This is a genomic window from Actinomycetota bacterium, from assembly GCA_035540895.1.
Taxonomy (GTDB): Bacteria; Actinomycetota; JAICYB01; order JAICYB01; family JAICYB01; genus DATLFR01.
In genome coordinates, this window is record DATLFR010000080.1 from 1 (window position 1) to 16,469 (window position 16,469).

16 protein-coding genes are annotated in these 16,469 nt (G+C 69.3%); all 16 read right to left on the bottom strand.

What is annotated here, in order from left to right; genetic code table 11:
- Window positions 1-647: NADH-quinone oxidoreductase subunit I (locus VM840_04775; GenBank protein HVL80888.1), on the bottom strand; the 647-nt coding region annotated here is incomplete at its 3' end.
- A gap of 92 nt (window positions 648-739) precedes the next feature.
- On the bottom strand, window positions 740-1,738 hold the full coding sequence (locus tag VM840_04780) for a complex I subunit 1 family protein (GenBank protein HVL80889.1): 999 nt from the start codon (window positions 1,736-1,738) through the stop codon (window positions 740-742).
- A 4-nt stretch (window positions 1,739-1,742) separates the two neighbouring features.
- A complete protein-coding gene (locus VM840_04785) occupies window positions 1,743-2,243 on the bottom strand; it encodes an NADH-quinone oxidoreductase subunit C (protein HVL80890.1) in 501 nt (166 codons plus the stop codon).
- A gap of 5 nt (window positions 2,244-2,248) precedes the next feature.
- On the bottom strand, window positions 2,249-2,752 hold the full coding sequence (locus VM840_04790; protein ID HVL80891.1) for an NADH-quinone oxidoreductase subunit B family protein: 504 nt from the start codon (window positions 2,750-2,752) through the stop codon (window positions 2,249-2,251).
- The gene (locus tag VM840_04795; GenBank protein ID HVL80892.1) at window positions 2,753-3,118 is read right to left on the bottom strand and encodes an NADH-quinone oxidoreductase subunit A; all 366 of its coding nucleotides are present in this window, start codon (window positions 3,116-3,118) and stop codon (window positions 2,753-2,755) included.
- A gap of 129 nt (window positions 3,119-3,247) precedes the next feature.
- The gene (locus tag VM840_04800) at window positions 3,248-4,771 is read right to left on the bottom strand and encodes an NADH-quinone oxidoreductase subunit N (GenBank protein HVL80893.1); all 1,524 of its coding nucleotides are present in this window, start codon (window positions 4,769-4,771) and stop codon (window positions 3,248-3,250) included.
- Window positions 4,768-6,255, bottom strand: a complete 1,488-nt coding sequence (locus VM840_04805; GenBank protein HVL80894.1) for an NADH-quinone oxidoreductase subunit M — start codon at window positions 6,253-6,255, stop codon at window positions 4,768-4,770. Before VM840_04805 ends, VM840_04800 begins: the two co-directional genes overlap by 4 nt.
- Window positions 6,252-8,135: an NADH-quinone oxidoreductase subunit L gene (gene nuoL, locus VM840_04810; GenBank protein ID HVL80895.1), complete on the bottom strand. Its 1,884-nt coding sequence runs from the start codon at window positions 8,133-8,135 to the stop codon at window positions 6,252-6,254. Before nuoL ends, VM840_04805 begins: the two co-directional genes overlap by 4 nt.
- 4 nt (window positions 8,136-8,139) lie before the next feature.
- Entirely contained in the window at window positions 8,140-8,439 is a 300-nt protein-coding gene (gene nuoK, locus VM840_04815; GenBank protein ID HVL80896.1) for an NADH-quinone oxidoreductase subunit NuoK, read from the bottom strand.
- Between the two features lie 131 nt (window positions 8,440-8,570).
- Window positions 8,571-9,077 carry an NADH-quinone oxidoreductase subunit J gene (locus tag VM840_04820; GenBank protein ID HVL80897.1) on the bottom strand — a complete coding sequence of 169 codons (507 nt, stop codon included), beginning with the start codon at window positions 9,075-9,077 and terminating at the stop codon, window positions 8,571-8,573.
- Entirely contained in the window at window positions 9,077-9,721 is a 645-nt protein-coding gene (gene nuoI / locus VM840_04825) for an NADH-quinone oxidoreductase subunit NuoI (GenBank protein ID HVL80898.1), read from the bottom strand. The genes VM840_04820 and nuoI overlap by 1 nt, the downstream gene beginning before the upstream one ends.
- Before the next feature lie 74 nt (window positions 9,722-9,795).
- A complete protein-coding gene (nuoH, locus tag VM840_04830) occupies window positions 9,796-10,995 on the bottom strand; it encodes an NADH-quinone oxidoreductase subunit NuoH (protein HVL80899.1) in 1,200 nt (399 codons plus the stop codon).
- Window positions 10,992-13,445 carry an NADH-quinone oxidoreductase subunit NuoG gene (nuoG, locus tag VM840_04835; GenBank protein HVL80900.1) on the bottom strand — a complete coding sequence of 818 codons (2,454 nt, stop codon included), beginning with the start codon at window positions 13,443-13,445 and terminating at the stop codon, window positions 10,992-10,994. The genes nuoH and nuoG overlap by 4 nt, the downstream gene beginning before the upstream one ends.
- A gap of 1 nt (window position 13,446) precedes the next feature.
- Entirely contained in the window at window positions 13,447-14,736 is a 1,290-nt protein-coding gene (nuoF, locus tag VM840_04840) for an NADH-quinone oxidoreductase subunit NuoF (protein HVL80901.1), read from the bottom strand.
- The gene (locus tag VM840_04845) at window positions 14,729-15,265 is read right to left on the bottom strand and encodes an NAD(P)H-dependent oxidoreductase subunit E (GenBank protein HVL80902.1); all 537 of its coding nucleotides are present in this window, start codon (window positions 15,263-15,265) and stop codon (window positions 14,729-14,731) included. The genes nuoF and VM840_04845 overlap by 8 nt, the downstream gene beginning before the upstream one ends.
- The coding region (locus tag VM840_04850) for an NADH-quinone oxidoreductase subunit D (GenBank protein ID HVL80903.1) at window positions 15,265-16,469 on the bottom strand (1,205 nt) is incomplete at its 5' end. The genes VM840_04845 and VM840_04850, both read right to left, overlap by 1 nt.

Sequence of the window (16,469 nt, forward strand, 5' to 3'; positions counted from 1 at the left end):
GTCTCGGGGGGTGCCTCCTCGGGGAGCGTGTCGGACGACTCCCGGAGCGCGGTGGGGGCCACCGGTCCGGGCGAAGGGGTCTGCGCTATCGGAGCGACCGCCGCCGGCATCACCGTGGACGACGCCTGCGCGCTGAGGTACGCCTCCTTCTTGTCCGCCTCCCGGATGACGGCGTGGATCCCCTCGGTCCGCTTGCGGTGCGCCTCGGCCGTCGTCTGCTTGGCCGACTCGTCCGCGTCGTCGACGAGCTCGGGCGGCGGCTTCACGTGGTGCTCCCACTGAGCCAGGACGGGCATCTCGTGGATCAGCCCCTCGTAGGTGTAGGCCGTGTACTCGAACGCGGGAGCCCAGTGCAGCGCGTCGAACGGACAGACCTCCACGCAGATCCCGCAGTACATGCACAGCCCGAAATCGATGGCGAAGCGGTCCAGCGCGTTGACCGGCTTGCGGCGGCCCGGCTTCTGCTCCTTGTGTCCTTCGATGTAGATGCACCAGCAGGGGCACTCCTTCGAGCAGAGCATGCAGACCGTGCAGTTCTCCTCGAGCAGGGCTATCACCCCGCGGAACCGGGGAGCCAGTTCTATCCGCTCCTCCGGGTAGTGGACGGTCACCGCGCGAGAGAGCATCGCTCGGAGCGTGACCTTCATCGCCTGGAGCAGCCCTACGGCGGGGAGGCGGAACCGGCGCGGCCGCTGCCTGCGCTCGACCTCCCGGATCGTCGCGTCGCTGTGCTCGGTCTTCACGTCAGCACTCGATAGAGGCCCACGGCCAGGATGTTCGCCAACCCTACCGGGATGAGCAGCTTCCACGCGAACCTCTGGAGCTGGTCCTCGCGCATGCGCGGCATCGTGAACCGGACCCAGATGAACAGGAAGCAGAGGACGGACATCTTCACGAGGAACCACCCGATGCCGACGACCCACTGCAGGTTGGTCGGGACGAGGTCCGCGCCGGGTCCGTGCCATCCGCCCATGAACATCACGACCATCGCCGCGGCCAGCGCGAGGATGTGGGCGAACTCCCCGATGAAGAAGAACAGGAACCGCATCCCCGAGTACTCGGTCATGACGCCGGCGATGATCTCGGACTCGGCGATGGGCATGTCGAACGGCGGCCACAGGACCTCCGCGAACGACGCGGTCAGGAACAGGAGCATCGCCACGAGCCCGAAGGGGGTGAACATGAACCAGAGCCCCTCCTGGGCCTCCACGATCCGCGTCAGGTTGAGGCTCCCGGCGAGCATGGCGATGACCGCCGCGGAGAAGACGATCGGTAGCTCGTACGCGATGATCTGACCGACCGCTCGCACCCCCCCGACGAGCGAGAACTTGTTCGCGGACGAGGCGGCGGCCATGACGACCCCGATCGCCCCGATCGCCGAGATGGCGAGCAGATAGAAGAGCCCCAGGTCGAGGTCGGCGCCCACGACCCCCGGCCAGACGGGGATGACCGCGAACAGCATGATCGAGGGCACGAGGACGACCAGGGGCGCCAGCCGGAAGACGGGCGCGTCCGCCCGGGCGGGGATGATGTCCTCCTTCTGGGCGAACTTCAGGAACTCGGCGATGGGCTGTCCGACGCCGTGGAAGCGACCCGCATACATCGGGCCGACCCGGCTCATGATGTGGCTGTGGATCTTGAGGAAGGCGTAGAGGAAGACGGCGAGCAGGGGCTGGACGGCCAGGAAGATCAGGACGGCGGCCGCGACCGACTGAAGGGCGGGGGGCAGGCTCGTCATCGGATCATCCCTCGAAGGAGGCGCCCGGCCATGGCTTCTCGACGCGGGGCGCGAGCTCGAAGTCGCGACGGAGGGGGTACCCCTCGAACCAGTCGGGCAACAGGAGGCGGGCGAGGCGAGGGTGCCCGTGGAACACGATGCCGAACATCTCCCAGGCCTCCCGCTCGTGCCAGTCGGCTCCTCCGTACACCGGGACGGCCGACGCGACGCGCGGGTTGTCCCGCGGGATGTCGCAGCGGACGGTGACCTTGAGGTCGTCCTCCATCGAGTACACGTGGTCGAAGACCTCGAAGCGGTTGTCCCCCGGCCAGTCGATCGCCGAGCAGAACGAGTAGAAGGTGAAGCCCATCCCCTTCAGGACGGCGAGGATGTCCACCCGGTGCTCGGCGGCGTACCTGACCCGGAGCTGCCAGTGGGCCGACTCCGCTTCGGAGATCGCGTCCTGCGGGAGGGCCTCGCGGAGGGCCCGCTCGACGTCGTCGAACGTGCGGGTGGTCGTGTCCAACCCGATCAGGCCTCCACCCGCTGTTCGCCGCGCCACTTGTCGCGGACCGACTCCTGCTGGATCAGCTCCTGGAGCTTCATGACGCCGTCCAGGAGGGCCTCCGGACGCGGCGGGCACCCCGGGACGTACACGTCGCAGGGGATGTACTGGTCGACTCCCTTCGCCACCGAGTAGGAGTCCCAGTACGGACCGCCCGAGTTCGAGCAGGAGCCGAAGCTGATCACGTACTTGGGCTCGGGCATCTGCTCGTAGACCCGGATGATCGAGGGCACCATCTTGTCGACGACGGTGCCCGCCACGATCATCACGTCGGCCTGACGGGGGGAGGCCGGGAACGGGATCACGCCGAACCGCATGATGTCGTGGCGCGGCATCATCGCCGCCGCCATCTCGATCGCACAGCAGGCGAGCCCGAACTGAAGCGTCCACAACGAGTACTTCCGGCCCCAGTTGAGGGTATGGACCAGCGGCTTGGGCAGCTCGACCGATTCCAGCAGCGACCTAGGCATCTACACCCACTCCAGGATCTTGCGCCCCCAGGCGTACGCGAGCCCGAAGGCGAGGATGAGCACGAAGAGGATCATCTCCACCACGGCGAACAACCCGAGGCGCTCGTACACCAGCGCCCAGGGGAACAGGAACACCGCCTCCACGTCGAAGATCGCGAACAGGAAGGCGAAGATGTAGTAGCGGACGTTCGGCTGGGTCCAGGTCGTCCCGATCGCGTCGATGCCGCATTCGTAGATCAGGAGCTTCTCTCTCGTGGGCCGGACCGGTCTCAGCAGCCTCCAGAGCACGAACGTCCCGACGCCGAACCCCAGGCCCACGACGCCGAGCATGGCGACGACGCCGTAGTTGACGTAGTAGTCCGTCAATCGCCCTCCTGAGGCCCGCTTGTGAACGGCTTCTCAAGTATAGAGCGGCCGGGTCGTGGTTCCGGCCCCCGGCCAGGCGTCATCCTAGCGCACGCCTGTGCGGCGGTGAGGAGCGGCGGAAGCGGTCCGTCACGGGTTGCCTCCCATCCGGAGCCCGCCCGCGCTCGGCTCGGGCGAGGCTCCGGCAGGCGCGAAGGACGCGGCCCGCTGCGCGAGGTCCAGGAGGGGCCCGGGCAGGACACCCGAGGCGAGCACGCCGACCAGGCAGATCGCGAGGGCGACCCGTAGCCCCACGGCCGGCGAGGGGGTGGGTTGCTCGTCCCCCTCGAGCGGGTCCTGCATGAACATCACGACCGCCACCCGCACGTAGAAGAAGGCGGCCGCCACGCTGCCCAGGACGGCCACGACGGCCAGCCACGGGTAACCCGCCCGCACGACCGCCATGAACACGTGCAACTTCGCGAAGAACCCGCCCGTCGGAGGGATCCCGGCCAGCGCGAAGAGGAACAGGGCGAAGAGCGCCGCGGCGGCGGGATGGCGGACCCCCAGGCCGGAGAACTTGGCCAGGTGGGTGCGCTCGGGGCCGTCGCCCCCGAAGAGCATCAGGCAGCCGAACGCCCCGATCGTCATGACCGTGTAGACGGCCAGGTAGAAGAGCACGGAGGCGACCCCGGCGCGAGTGGCGGCGATGACGCCGAGGGCGACGAACCCGGCGTGCGCCACCGACGAGTAGGCGAGCATCCTCTTCAGGTCGGTCTGGGCGATCGCCAGGATGGAGGCGAACACGATCGTGACGGCCGCGAGTACGACGAGTGGGGGCCGCCAGTCCCAGCGCAGGTCCTGCATGGCGACGACGAACACCCTCACGAGCGCGGCGAACGCGGCCGCCTTCGTCCCACCCGCCATGAAGGCCGTCACCGGGGTGGGGGCTCCCTGGTAGGCGTCGGGCGTCCACATGTGGAAGGGGACGAGGGCGACCTTGAAACCGAGCCCCACGACGAGCAAGGCGGCGGCCACGGCGACGAGGCGGAACGACTCGAGGCTGGCCGAGCCCGTGAGGGCGCCGAGGTCGAGCAGGTTCGTGGTGCCCGCGGCGCCGTACACGAACGCCGTCCCGTAGAGCAGGAAGGCCGAGGAGAACGCCCCGAGGAGGAAGTACTTCATGGCCGCCTCCTGCGACTCCAGCCTCGACCGGTCGAAACCGGCCAGGACGTAGATGGCCAGGGACAGCAGCTCGATGTTGATGAAGACGAGGATGAGGTTGGTCGACACCGAGAGCATCGTCATCCCCGCCGTGGACAGCAGCAGGAGGGAGTAGAACTCGCTCCGCTCCATGTCGCGCGGGGCGAGATACCCGGGAGCCATGAGGACGGCGAGCATGGCGGCGAGGAGGATCACCATCCTCACGCCCACGCCGAACCTGTCGACCGCGACCATCTCCGCCAGGGCGGCGCCGGCTCCCTGGTCCCACTGGGCGGCGGCGGCGACGGCGGCGCCCGCGATCCCGCCGAACGCCAGGACGGCGTGCACCCGCGGCCGGACACGCGGCCAGATCGAGTCCAGCAGCAGGATCACCATGGCGGTGACCGCGAGGACGATCTCCGGGTACAGCGCCTGCCAGCGGTCCGCGCCGGTGGCGGCGACCTGGGTCATCGCATCACCCCCTGGAGGGCCTGCTCGACCGCGGGCTGCATGCGGGCGAGGAACGGCTGCGGCCACACCCCGATGAGCACGATGAGGGCCACCAGCGGGTAGACGACCACGCGCTCGCGCACGGTCAGGTCCTTGAGGACCCGGTTCTCGTCGGTGACGGCCGGTCCGTGGAAGACCCTCTGGTAGGCCCAGAGGAGGTAGAGCGCGGCGAGCACGACGCCGGACGTGGCCACCACCGCGGCGAGACGATGCGCCTCGAACGTACCCAACAGGATCAGGAACTCCCCGACGAAGCCGTTGAGGCCGGGGAGACCGAGCGAGGAGAGCGCCGCTATCAGGAACACGCCGCCGAAGACCGGCGCGACGCTGCTCAGCCCACCGAAGTCCTCGATGGCGCGGGTGTGGCGGCGCTCGTACAGCATGCCGACGAGGAGGAACAGCAGTCCGGTCGAGAGCCCGTGGTTGACCATCTGGAGGGTCGCCCCCTGGGCGCCCCGGAGGGTGAACGCGAACAGGCCGAGCACCACGAACCCGAGGTGGCTGACGGACGAGTACGCGACGAGGCGCTTCAGGTCGCGCTGGACGACCGAGACCGCGGCCCCGTAGACGATCCCGATCACCGCGAGGGTGATGAGGATGGGAGCGGCCTCGCGCGCCACGTCGGGGAAGAGCGGGATCGCGTATCGGATGAACCCGTACGTGCCCATCTTCAGCAGGACCCCGGCCAGGATCACCGAACCGACCGTGGGTGCTTCCGTATGGGCGTCCGGGAGCCAGGTGTGGACGCCGAACAGGGGGACCTTTATCGCGAAGCCGAGCGCGAACCCGGCGAACAGCCACCGCTGCGTGGAGGGGTCGATGGACCGGGCCGCCTCGATGAGCGCGTTGTACTCGAAGGTGGGCGGAGCCCCCCCGGCCTGACCCTGCAGGTGCAGGACGATCACGGCGACGAGCATGAGGAGCCCGCCGAACATCGTGAACAGGAAGAACTTCACGGTCGCGTACACGCGCCGCTCGTAACCCCAGATCCCGATGAGCAGGTACATCGGGATGAGGACCGCCTCCCAGAAGACGTAGAAGAGGACCAGATCGATGGCCAGGAAGACGCCGAGCACGGCCGTCTCCGTGGCGAGCAGCACGATCACGAACTGCTTCAGCCTCCTCGTGTGGTTCCACGCGGCCACGAAGCAGAGGGGGAACAGGAACGTGGTGAGCAGGACCAGGAAGAGGGAGATGCCGTCGACGCCGAGCGCGTACCTCACTCCCAGCGAGGAGATCCACTCGTGCGACTCGACGAGCTGGAACGACCCGTCACCCGCGCGGAAGGTCGCGAGGATGGCGACCGAGACCGCGAAGGTCAGGAGCGACCAGAAGAGGCCGAGCCCGCGCAGCACGGCTCCCGATCCGCGTGGGACGAGCGCGACCGTGAGCGCCCCCAGGGCCGGGAGCCACAGGACCGCGGAGAGCAGTGGGAGGTCCGTCAAGGCATACCTCTCAGGGCGAGCCACGCCACCAGTGCCGCGGCGCCCGCGGCCACGCCCACCGCGTAGTTGCGGACGAGGCCGCTCTGGACCCGTCTCCAGGACCCGGCCGCTCCCGTCACGACGCTCCCTATCCCGTTGACCGCTCCGTCGATGACGCGTCGGTCGACGACGTAGGCGGCGAACGTCGCCAGCAGCCTCAGGGGGGCGACGATGAACGAGGCGTAGATCTCATCGACGTAGAACTTGTTGCGCACGATGGTGTTGACGGGTCCGAGCCGGCCCCGGACGGTCTCCCGGCGCGAGGGGTCCGCCGCGTAGACCCACCAGGCGCCGAGGATAGCCACCGCGGTGACGGTCCACAGCAGCAGCGGGACCCCGAACCCTTCGCCGTGCTCGGACTTCCCGACCACGGGAGCCAGGAACTGGTCGAGCCAGAACGGGCGCGGGAACGGACCGGGCAGGTTGAGGATCCCTCCGATGGCGGCCATCACGGCGAGGCCGACCATAGGCAGCACCATGGTGGGTCCGGACTCGTGCGGGTGCGTGCCCTCCGACCACCGCGGGGAGCCGAAGAAGGCCAGGAAGAGGAGCCTGCTCATGTAGAAGGCGGTCAGGGCCGCCGCGACGACGGCCGCCGCGAAGAGCACCGTCCGATGCTCGTGCCACACGGCGGCGACGATGGCGTCCTTCGAGAAGAATCCGGCGAACGGCAGCACGCCGGTGATCGCGCCCCAGCCGACGAACGTGACCGCGAAGGTGGCCGGCATCGCCTTGCGCAGCCCGCCCATCCGGTCGAGCGAGGTCTCCTCGGCGAGCCCGTGCATGACCGAGCCCGCGGCGAGGAACAGCAGGGCCTTGAAGAAGGCGTGGGTGATCAGGTGGAACATGGCGGCCCCGTAGGCGCCCACCCCCGCAGCCAGGAACATGAACCCGAGTTGACTGACGGTCGAGTAGGCCAGGACCCGCTTTATGTCGTCCTCGGCCATCGCGAGGACGGCGGCGAAGATGGCCGTGGAGACCCCGACGACCGCGACCACACCGCCCGCGGTGTGGGACAGCTCATAGAGCGGGTTCAGACGCACGACCAGGTAGACACCGGCCGTGACCATCGTGGCTGCGTGGATGAGGGCCGAGACCGGGCTCGGACCCTCCATCGCGTCCGGCAGCCAGACGTACAGCGGGAGCTGGGCCGACTTGCCGACGGCGCCGGCGAAGAGCAGGAGTCCGGCGGCGGTGGCGGTCCCGACGGCGATGTTGCCGGTCGTGGCCGCGCGCAGCACGCCGCTGATGTCCAGGGTCCCGACCGCGGTGAAGAGCAGGAAGATGCCGATCAACAGTCCGGTGTCCCCGATGCGGGTGACGAGGAACGCCTTCTTCGCCGCCGATGCGGCGCGTGGACGTTCGTGCCAGAAGCCGATCAGCAGGTAGGAGCAGAGCCCGACGCCCTCCCAGCCCGCGAAGAGAAGGAGAAGGTTGTCCGCCAGGACGAGGACGAGCATCGAGAAGACGAAGAGGTTCAGGTAGGCGAAGAAGCGGCTGAACCGGGGGTCGCCGTGCATGTACGAGGTGGAGTAGACGTGGATGAGGAAGGCCACGCCGGTGACCATCACGCACATGAGGGCGGAGAGCTCGTCGAACCGGATCGTCACGCCAACGTCGAGCTGACCGATCACCGCCCAGTCGTACGCGTGGAGGACATGTGCCCGGGCTCCGTGTCCACGCCCGAGCAGGGCCGCGAAGCTAACTAGCGCGGCGGCGAACGCGACCAGGACGGCCGCCGACCCGACCAGGCCGGCCGTCCGCCCCATCCGGCGGCCGGCGAGCAGGAGCACCACCGCGCCCGCGAGCGGGGAGAGGAGGATGAGCCAGACCGGGTCCATCAGGTCACCACCGCAGGAGGGACATCTCGTCCACGTTCGCCGACAGGCGCCGCCTGAAGATGGCGACGATGATCGCCAGACCTATCGCGACCTCGGCCGCCGCCACGATCATCACGAAGAGCACGATGACCTGTCCGTCCATGGAGCCGTGCATCCGGGCGAACGTCACGAACGCCAGGTTCACCGCGTTCAGCATCAGCTCCACGCACATGAACAGGACCAGGGCGTTCCGACGCATCAGCACGCCGCCCACCCCGATCATGAACAGGAGCATCGAGAGCATGAGGTAGTGGCTCGTCGTCACCGGCTCGTTGCGGACGGCGATCGCCACCCCCAGGACCACGAGGACGAGCAGGACCAGTCCGAGGAGCAGCGGCTTCCCGGACCGGGTGCGGTCGCGGTCCGCGACGTTGGAGGGGGGCGCGACGGGAGCGCTCATCGCTCAGACCTCCGCCTGGCGAGCAGCAGGATCCCGATGGCCGCCACGAGCAGCAACAGGGCCGTCACCTCGAACGGGAGGAGGTAGTCGCGGAAGAGCTTCTGTCCGAGTGCCTCGGGGGAGCCGAAGTTCTCCGGGAGGGCCCCGGGGGACGCGGTGAGCGCCGGGATGGCGAAGGTCGCGCTGAGACCCGCGATCAGCGGGATAGCGATCAGGACGGCGAAGGTCAGCTGTCTGCGCTGCAACGGTCTCGGCTCCATCAGCGGCTCGGACCGGTCGACACCAAGGAGCATGATGACGAAGAGGAAGAGCACCATGATCGCCCCGGCGTAGACGATGATCTGGGCGACGAACAGGAACTCCGCCTCGAGGGTCAGGAACAGCCCGGCGATCGCCCCGAGGTTGACCACCAGCAAGAGGGCGCCGTGCACGGAGTTGCGGGAGAACACCATCCCGAGCGCCGCGCCGAGGGCCAGCGCGCCGAAGACCACGAACAGCGTCATCAGCCGCCGCCGCCTTCCTCACCGTCGGCCGGCCGGCGGCGCGGGTTCTCCGACGAGAGCTGCCACGTCGGCTCCTGCGCGCCTCTCCACGTCTCCTGCGGGAGCCACACCACGGGGACCTCGGGGTTGTCCTCGGAGTTCCCCTCCAGGTCGCCCCGGAGCGAGCCGATGCCGGGCTGCTCGTTCGTCCCCACCGGCACCATCATCGGGTCGCCCCGGTAGCCGAACCGCTCCCGCTCGAGGTCGGGCGGGGGGGTGAGCAGGTCCTCCTTGTCGTAGATGAGCCGCTGACGCGACGCGTCCGTCATCTCGAAGAAGGTCGTCATCGTGATCGCGTCCGTCGGACACGCCTCCACGCACAGACCGCAGAAGATGCATCGCAGCATGTTGATCTGGTACACCGCCGCGTACCGCTCGCCGGGGGAGACCGGGTTGTCCGGTGGGTTCTGGGCGCCGATGACGAGGATCGCGTCGGCCGGACAGGCTCCCGCGCACAGCTCGCATCCGATGCACTTCTCGAGCCCGTCGTCGTAGCGGTTGAGGATGTGCCGGCCGTGAGCGCGGGTGAACGGCTCCCGCTTGCGGTACGGGTACGGGACCGTGACGTCCCGGCGCACGAGCATGTGCTTGAGGGTCACCCACATCCCGCGTCCGAGCGCGAACAGCCCGTCGAAGGGCGACGCGTCCACCGGCCGGGGGATCCGGCTGATCCTGCGGCTCATGGCTGCTCCCTCAGGTCTTCGGCTACGACGCCGGGCTCCGACGGCTGCTCCTCGACGGAGCGCGGCACGCGGACGCGCCGGGCTCCCGTCGTCGGGGGGCCGTCCTCGGGCTCCCGGGCGGGCACGAACATGCCGAGGACGAAGAGGGCCACGACGATCCCGCCCACGATCAGGAACCAGCGCTCGGCCGGGACCACCTGAGCCACGGCGCTGAAGGGGACCCAGAGCAGCCCTATCGGGATGAGCCACTTCCACCCCACCGACATGAGCTGGTCGTAGCGGAGGCGGGGCATGGAGGCGCGCAGCCAGAAGAACAGGAAGACGAAGACGAAGGTCTTGAGGACGAACCACACCGTCGGCCACAACCAGGGGAGCACGTCGAAGCGGGGGCCGAGCCATCCTCCCCAGAACAACGTCACGGCCACGGCGGAGATGGTCACGATGTGGAGGTACTCCGCGAGGAAGAACATGGCGAACTTCACCCCGGAGTACTCGGTGTGGTACCCGGCCACGAGCTCGGTCTCGGCCTCCGGCAGGTCGAAGGGAGCCCGGTTCGTCTCGGCGATCCCCGCGAGCAGGAAGATGACGAAGGCGGGCGACTGAACGAGGATGAACCAGCCTCCCTGCTGGGCCTCCACGATGCCTCGCGTCGACATCGTGCCCGCGTAGAGGATCACCGGGATGACCGCCAGCCCCATCGCGATCTCGTACGAGATCATCTGCGCGGTCGATCGGACGGCTCCCATCAGCGGGTACTTCGAGCCCGACGACCATCCGGCCAGGGCGACGCCGTACACCGACAGCGACCCCATGGCGAGGAAGAACAGGATGCCGACGTTCAGGTCGACGACCTGCAGGGGCATCGTGCGCCCGGCCACGGTGATCGTGTCCCCCAACGGGACGACCGAGAACGACAGGAACGCCGGCACCATCGAGATGATGGGCGCGAGCGTGAAGACCACCCGGTCGGCCGAGGACGGGATGATGTCCTCCTTCATGAAGAGCTTCACGCCGTCGGCGAGGCTCTGGAGGACCCCGAACGGTCCCGCCCTGTTCGGGCCGATGCGCGACTGCATGTCCGCGATGATCTTGCGCTCGGCCCAGATCACGAGCATCACGAGCACGAGGACCACCACGAAGACCACGAGGACGCGCGCGGCGTCCAGCCCGACGGAGACCCAGTCGATGCCGTTCATGCCGGCTCCACCGCCGCGGCGGGCGCTTGGTCGTCGACGGAGAGGAGCTCCCGCGCGCCCACGCCCGGCTGCGCGTACGGGACGAAGACGACGCCGGGTCGTATATCGGTGGTGACGCGGGCGGGGACGACGATCGCGCCGTGGCGCGTGCGCACGCGGACCGCCGCGCCGTCGGCCACCCCTGCCGCCTCGGCGTCCGCCGGGTTGATCTCCGCGAACCCGGCCGGCGTGAGGGCTCCTATGGCTTGCGTGTGCCGGACGCGCGACCCCTGGTCGTAGAGCAGCCTGTAGGTGAGGAGACGGAGCTTGAGGTCCGGGTCCCCCGATGGGACCCGTGCCTGGACGCGCGACTCCCCGCCTCCGAACGGCGGCGCCTCCCGGTCGAGGAGCGCGTCGAGCTCGCCCCGGACATCGGCCAGCCTCCGGCATCCGATGGGCCTCCCCAGGCGGCGCGCGGCCTCGCCGAAGATCGCGTAGTCGGCGCGGGCGGATCCGGGCGGGTCGACCGCCTTGTGGATGGTCTGCCGGCGACCCTCCCAGTTGGTCAGGGTGCCGTCGCGCTCCGCGAACGCGGCCGCAGGCAGGATCACGTCCGCGAACTCGACCTGGTCGTCGGCCTGCACGTCCTGCAGCACCACGAACCTCGCGCCGTAGAGGGCCTGGGCTCCCAGGCGGGAGTCGGGCGTGTCCAGCACGTCGGCGCCGGCCAGCCATAGGACCTCCAGCGCGCCGGACGCGGCCCGGCGCAGGACGTCCACCGCGCTGGCTCCTGGCGCGTCCGGGACCTCGGCTCCCCACGCGGCGGACAGCTCCGCGCGATCGGAGGCGTCGTCCACCCTGCGCCAGCCGGGCAGCAGTTCGGGGTGGGCCCCGGACCGGAGGGCACCGTACTCGCCGGAGCGCCGCGGCGCCCAGCCCACCCTCGCCCCCAGCACCTCGGCCACGGCCCGCCAGGCGCGCACCGCCTCGGGGTCGGCCGCCAGCCGGGGGCCGAGCACGATGACGGAGCGGGCGGACTCGCGGAGGGCGGCCGCGAACCCGGACACCTCCCCAGGCGCCAGGCCGCACCCGGACGCGAGAGCCTCAAGGCCGCCCGCGACGGGCTGGCCCAGGGCCGCGGTGAGCGCGGCGCCCACTATCGCCTCCGTTCCCGGGAGCGGTTGCAGGTGCCCCCGGACGAAATCTCCTCCCGCTATGCGCCTCGGGTGCACGAAGGACACGCCGAGCCCGTGCTTCGTGGCGGCCGTCCGCAGTCGCAGGAACACGATGGGGAGCTCTTCACGCGCGTCGAGGGAGACGAGGACGACATGTCCGGCCCCGAGCAGGTCGTCGTAGGTGAGCTGCGGGGTCGTGGGAGCCTCGACCGACATGCCTCCGTCGAGCCGGAAGTCCACCGAGTTGGTCCGCAGCACGAGCCGGGCGAACTTCTGGGCTGCGTAGGCGTCCTCGTCGCAGAGGGACCCGCCGACGAGCAAGGCGGCCGCATCCGGGTCTCCCCTCTCCACGAGGGGGCCGAGCCGGTCACCGAGGAACTTGAGGGCCTCGTCCCACGAGACGGCGGTGAGCTCTCCGTCGCGGCGCACCCACGGCTGGGTGATCCTGCTGGGCTCGGAGACGTAGGCGTGTCCGAAGCGGCCCTTGTCGCAGAGCCACTCCTCGTTGACGTCCTCGTTGGTGAACTGCGACGCGCGGACGAGCTGTCCGTCGGCCACGCGGACGGCCAGGTTCACGTTGCACCCGCAGGCGCACAGGTCGCAGACGGAGGCTGTCTGGTGCAGGTCCCAGGGCCGTGCCTGGAAGCGGTAGGGGGCGCTCGTGAGCGCACCCACCGGACAGATCTCGATCGTGTTCCCGGAGAAGTACGAGTCGAAGGACTCCCCGGGGAACGGGTAGATGTAGGCCCGCGCCCCACGCTGCATCGTGTCGATCATCTTGTCGCCCGAGATCTCGTCGCAGAACCGGGTGCACCGGTAGCAGAGGATGCACCGCTCCCGGTCGAGGTTGACGAGTGGGGAGATCGGCACGGGCTTGGGGAACCGGCGCTTCGGCTCGATGAAGCGCGTCTCGTCCGAACCGTAGTCCTGCGTCTGGTCCTGGAGCGGACACTCGCCGCCGCGGTCGCAGATCGGGCAGTCCAGCGGGTGGTTGATCAAGAGGAACTCGATGACACCCTCCTGGGCGTCACGGATCTCCGGGTTCGTGAACTGGGTCTGGACGACCAACCCGTCGCGGACCTGCATCGTGCACGAGGTCTGCGGCTTCGGGGGGCCGCCCTCCACATGGACGAGGCACATCCGGCAGGCCCCCACGGGGTCCATCCGCGGGTGCCAGCAGAAGTGGGGGATGTAGATGCCGGCCCGGCGCGCGGCAGCGATCACGAGCTCACCGGGCTCGCAGACGATCTCGCGCCCGTCGACGGTGATGGTGATCGTCGTCTCGCGTGTCTCCAACTCAGCTCCTGAGCGCGCTCGCGACGGGCCTGCTCGGGCACCGACGCTCGGTCACGTGGGCGACGTACTCGTCGCGGAAGTACCTCAGGCTCGAGGTGAGCGGGGCTCCCGCGCCGTCCGCGAGCACGCAGAGCGTCTTTCCGACCATGCGCCCGGTCACGCTCTCCAGGAGAGCGAGGTCCTCCATGCGGCCCTCGCCGACCTCGATCCGCCTGAGGATGTTGGTGAGCCAGTACGTCCCCTCTCGGCAAGGCGTGCACTTCCCGCAGGACTCGTGCTCGTAGAACTCCATCCACCGCAGGACCGCCCGGACGATGCACATGTCCTCGGGCAGGACGATGGTGGCTCCCGTCCCGAGGATCGATCCGGCCTGGGCGATGGATTCGAAGTCCATCGGCACATCGAGGTGCTCCTTCGTGAGGAGCGGCGTGGAGGAGCCTCCCGGCGCGAAAGCCTTCATCCCTCGTTCGGTCAGGCCGCCCGCGATCTCGAGGACCTCGCGCACCGGCGTCCCCAGGGGGATCTCGTAGTTCCCTGGGCGCCTGACCGCACCAGACACGCTGAATACCATCGTCCCGGGCGATTGCTCGGTCCCCCACTGCCGGAACCATTCCGCGCCGTTGCGGACTATCGGGCCGCAGGCGGCCAGCGTCTGCACGTTGTTCACGACGGTGGGCGACGCGTACAGGCCCTCGACGGCGGGGAACGGGGGACGGGTGCGGGGCATGCCCCGGTACCCCTCGAGCGATTCGAGCAGTGCCGTCTCCTCGCCGCAGATGTAGGCACCGGCGCCCCGGTGCAGGACGATGTCGATACCGAACCCGCTCCCGTAGACGTCCTGTCCGAGGTGGCCGGCGGCGTACGCCTCGGAGAGGGCCTGCTCCAAGCGCTCCTTCGCGAGGAGCATCTCGCCGCGCAGGTAGATGAACGACAGGCGGGAGCCGATCGCGTAGGAGGCTATCGCTATGCCCTCGAGGAGCGAGTGGGGGTCGACCTCCATGATCTCCCGATCGTGGAACGTCCCCGGCTCCCCCTCGTCTGCGTTACAGACGACATAACGCTCCTTGGGTGAGTCCTTCGGGACGAACGACCACTTCCGGCCGGTGGGGAAACCGGCCCCTCCGCGCCCGCGCAGCCCCGAGGCGTCCACGACCGCGATGACCTCCTCCGGCGTCATCTCGGTGAGTGCCTTCCGCAGGCCTTCGTACCCGCCCGTCCGGGTGAAGACATCGAGGGTGTGGCCGTCCGTGAGGTCACGGCGCGAGTAGATGACCGTGGGGGTCTCAGGCATCGGCGTGCTCCCCGACCGCGCCGGCCTTGCGGAACTCGTCCAGGATCTCCTCCATGGGCGTGCCCGCACGCAGGGAGGCCACCAGCTGCTCGGCCCGCTCCGGGGTCAGCTGCGGGATGTCGCGAGAGTTGAGTTGGGCGATGGGAGCCCAGTCGCAGAAGGCGAGGCACTCCACCGGCTCCCACGACATGAGCCCGTCCTCGGTGGGCTCGTTGGCTGGCCCGATGAGCTCCTTCAGCTTCTCGGCCGTCTCGTCGGCTCCCCATACGGCGCACGAGACGTTCGTGCAGAGGCTGATCAGGTACCGCCCCGGGTTGCGCATCTTGAACATCGAGTAGAAGGTCGCGACCCCTGCGACATCGGCCGGGGTCAGATCCATGACCTTCGCGACCTCCCGGATCGCCTCGGCAGACAGGTAACCGACCTCGTCCTGCGCCTCGTGCAGCACCATGATCAGCGCCGAGCGCTTCCTCGGGTAGCGCGACATGAGCTCCTGGGCCCTGTCGTGGAACGCCTGTGAGAGCGCCATCAGCGGTCCACGTCTCCCATCACCGGGTCGACCGAGGCCAGGACCGCGATGACGTCCGCCAGCAGGTGGCCCGTGCACAGCCGGGGGAGCGCCTGGAGGTTCATCAGCGAGGGCGGCCTGATGCGCACGCGCCAGGGCCGGCCACGTCCGTCGGAGGCGACGTAGTACCCGAGCTCGCCGCGCGGCGACTCCACGGCGACGTAGGCCTCGCCCTCGGGCACGTGGGGTCCGTCCGTGTAGAGCTTGAAGTGGTGGATCAGCGCTTCCATCGAGACGTTGATGCGGTCCCGCGGTGGCGGCATGAGCTTGCCCTTGGCGCGCACGGGTCCGGACGGGAGCCCGGCCAGGGCCTGCTCGACGATCCGCAGGGACTGCCGCATCTCGGCCATCCGGACCGCGTACCGGTCGAAGGAGTCGCCCGCCTGGCCCACCGGGACGTCGAAGTCGAACCGGTCGTACGGCAGGTAGCCGGCCGCGACGCGCAGGTCGTGCGGTACCCCGGACGCCCGCAGCATGGGACCGGTCACGCCGAGCGCGATGGCGACGTCGGGCTCGAGCACCCCGATCCCCTTGTTGCGGCTCACCCAGATCGGGTTGCCGGTGAGCAGCTCCTCGTACTCGTCGATCCTGGCGGGGATCTCCGTGACCGCGCGCCGGATCATCTCGTCGGCCCCCACCGGGAGGTCCTGGGCCAGGCCTCCGGGCCGGATGTAACCGTGGTTCATCCTGGTGCCGGTGATCGCCTGGAAGATGTCGAGCAGGATCTCGCGCTCGCGGAAGGCGTAGGTGGCCATCGACAGCGCGCCCAGCTCGAGCCCTGAGGTGGCGAGCCAGACCAGGTGGGAAGACACCCGGTTCAGCTCGCACAGCAGGACCCTGAGCCACTGCGCTCTCGGAGGGGGCTCGACGCCGGCCAACCTCTCGACCGCGACCGAGTACGCGGTCTCGTTGAAGAAGTTCGAGAGGTAGTCGGCCCGGGTGACGTCCATCGGGACCTGCATCCAGTTCAGCGCCTCGGCGGTCTTCTCGATGCCGGTGTGCAGGTAGCCGATGATCGGCTCGACGGAGACGATCGTCTCCCCTGCGAGCTCGACGCGGAGCCGGAGCACGCCGTGAGTCGACGGGTGCTGCGGGCCCATGTTCACCCGCATCGTCTCGCCCTCGATCCAGATGTCCCGGACCTCGGGGTCGGCCGGTACGCGCA

Excerpts from the sequence above, each read along its gene's own strand:
- VM840_04820 (HVL80897.1), bottom strand. The coding sequence starts at position 9,077 with ATGACGCTGTTCGTGGTCTTCGGCGCGCTGGCCCTCGGCGCGGCGCTC.
- VM840_04780 (HVL80889.1), bottom strand. The coding sequence starts at position 1,738 with ATGACGAGCCTGCCCCCCGCCCTTCAGTCGGTCGCGGCCGCCGTCCTG.
- VM840_04800 (HVL80893.1), bottom strand. The coding sequence starts at position 4,771 with ATGACCCAGGTCGCCGCCACCGGCGCGGACCGCTGGCAGGCGCTGTAC.
- VM840_04845 (HVL80902.1), bottom strand. The coding sequence starts at position 15,265 with ATGGCGCTCTCACAGGCGTTCCACGACAGGGCCCAGGAGCTCATGTCG.
- nuoH (HVL80899.1), bottom strand. The coding sequence starts at position 10,995 with ATGAACGGCATCGACTGGGTCTCCGTCGGGCTGGACGCCGCGCGCGTC.
- VM840_04790 (HVL80891.1), bottom strand. The coding sequence starts at position 2,752 with ATGCCTAGGTCGCTGCTGGAATCGGTCGAGCTGCCCAAGCCGCTGGTC.
- nuoF (HVL80901.1), bottom strand. The coding sequence starts at position 14,736 with ATGCCTGAGACCCCCACGGTCATCTACTCGCGCCGTGACCTCACGGAC.
- nuoL (HVL80895.1), bottom strand. The coding sequence starts at position 8,135 with ATGGACCCGGTCTGGCTCATCCTCCTCTCCCCGCTCGCGGGCGCGGTG.
- nuoI (HVL80898.1), bottom strand. The coding sequence starts at position 9,721 with ATGTGGGTGACCCTCAAGCACATGCTCGTGCGCCGGGACGTCACGGTC.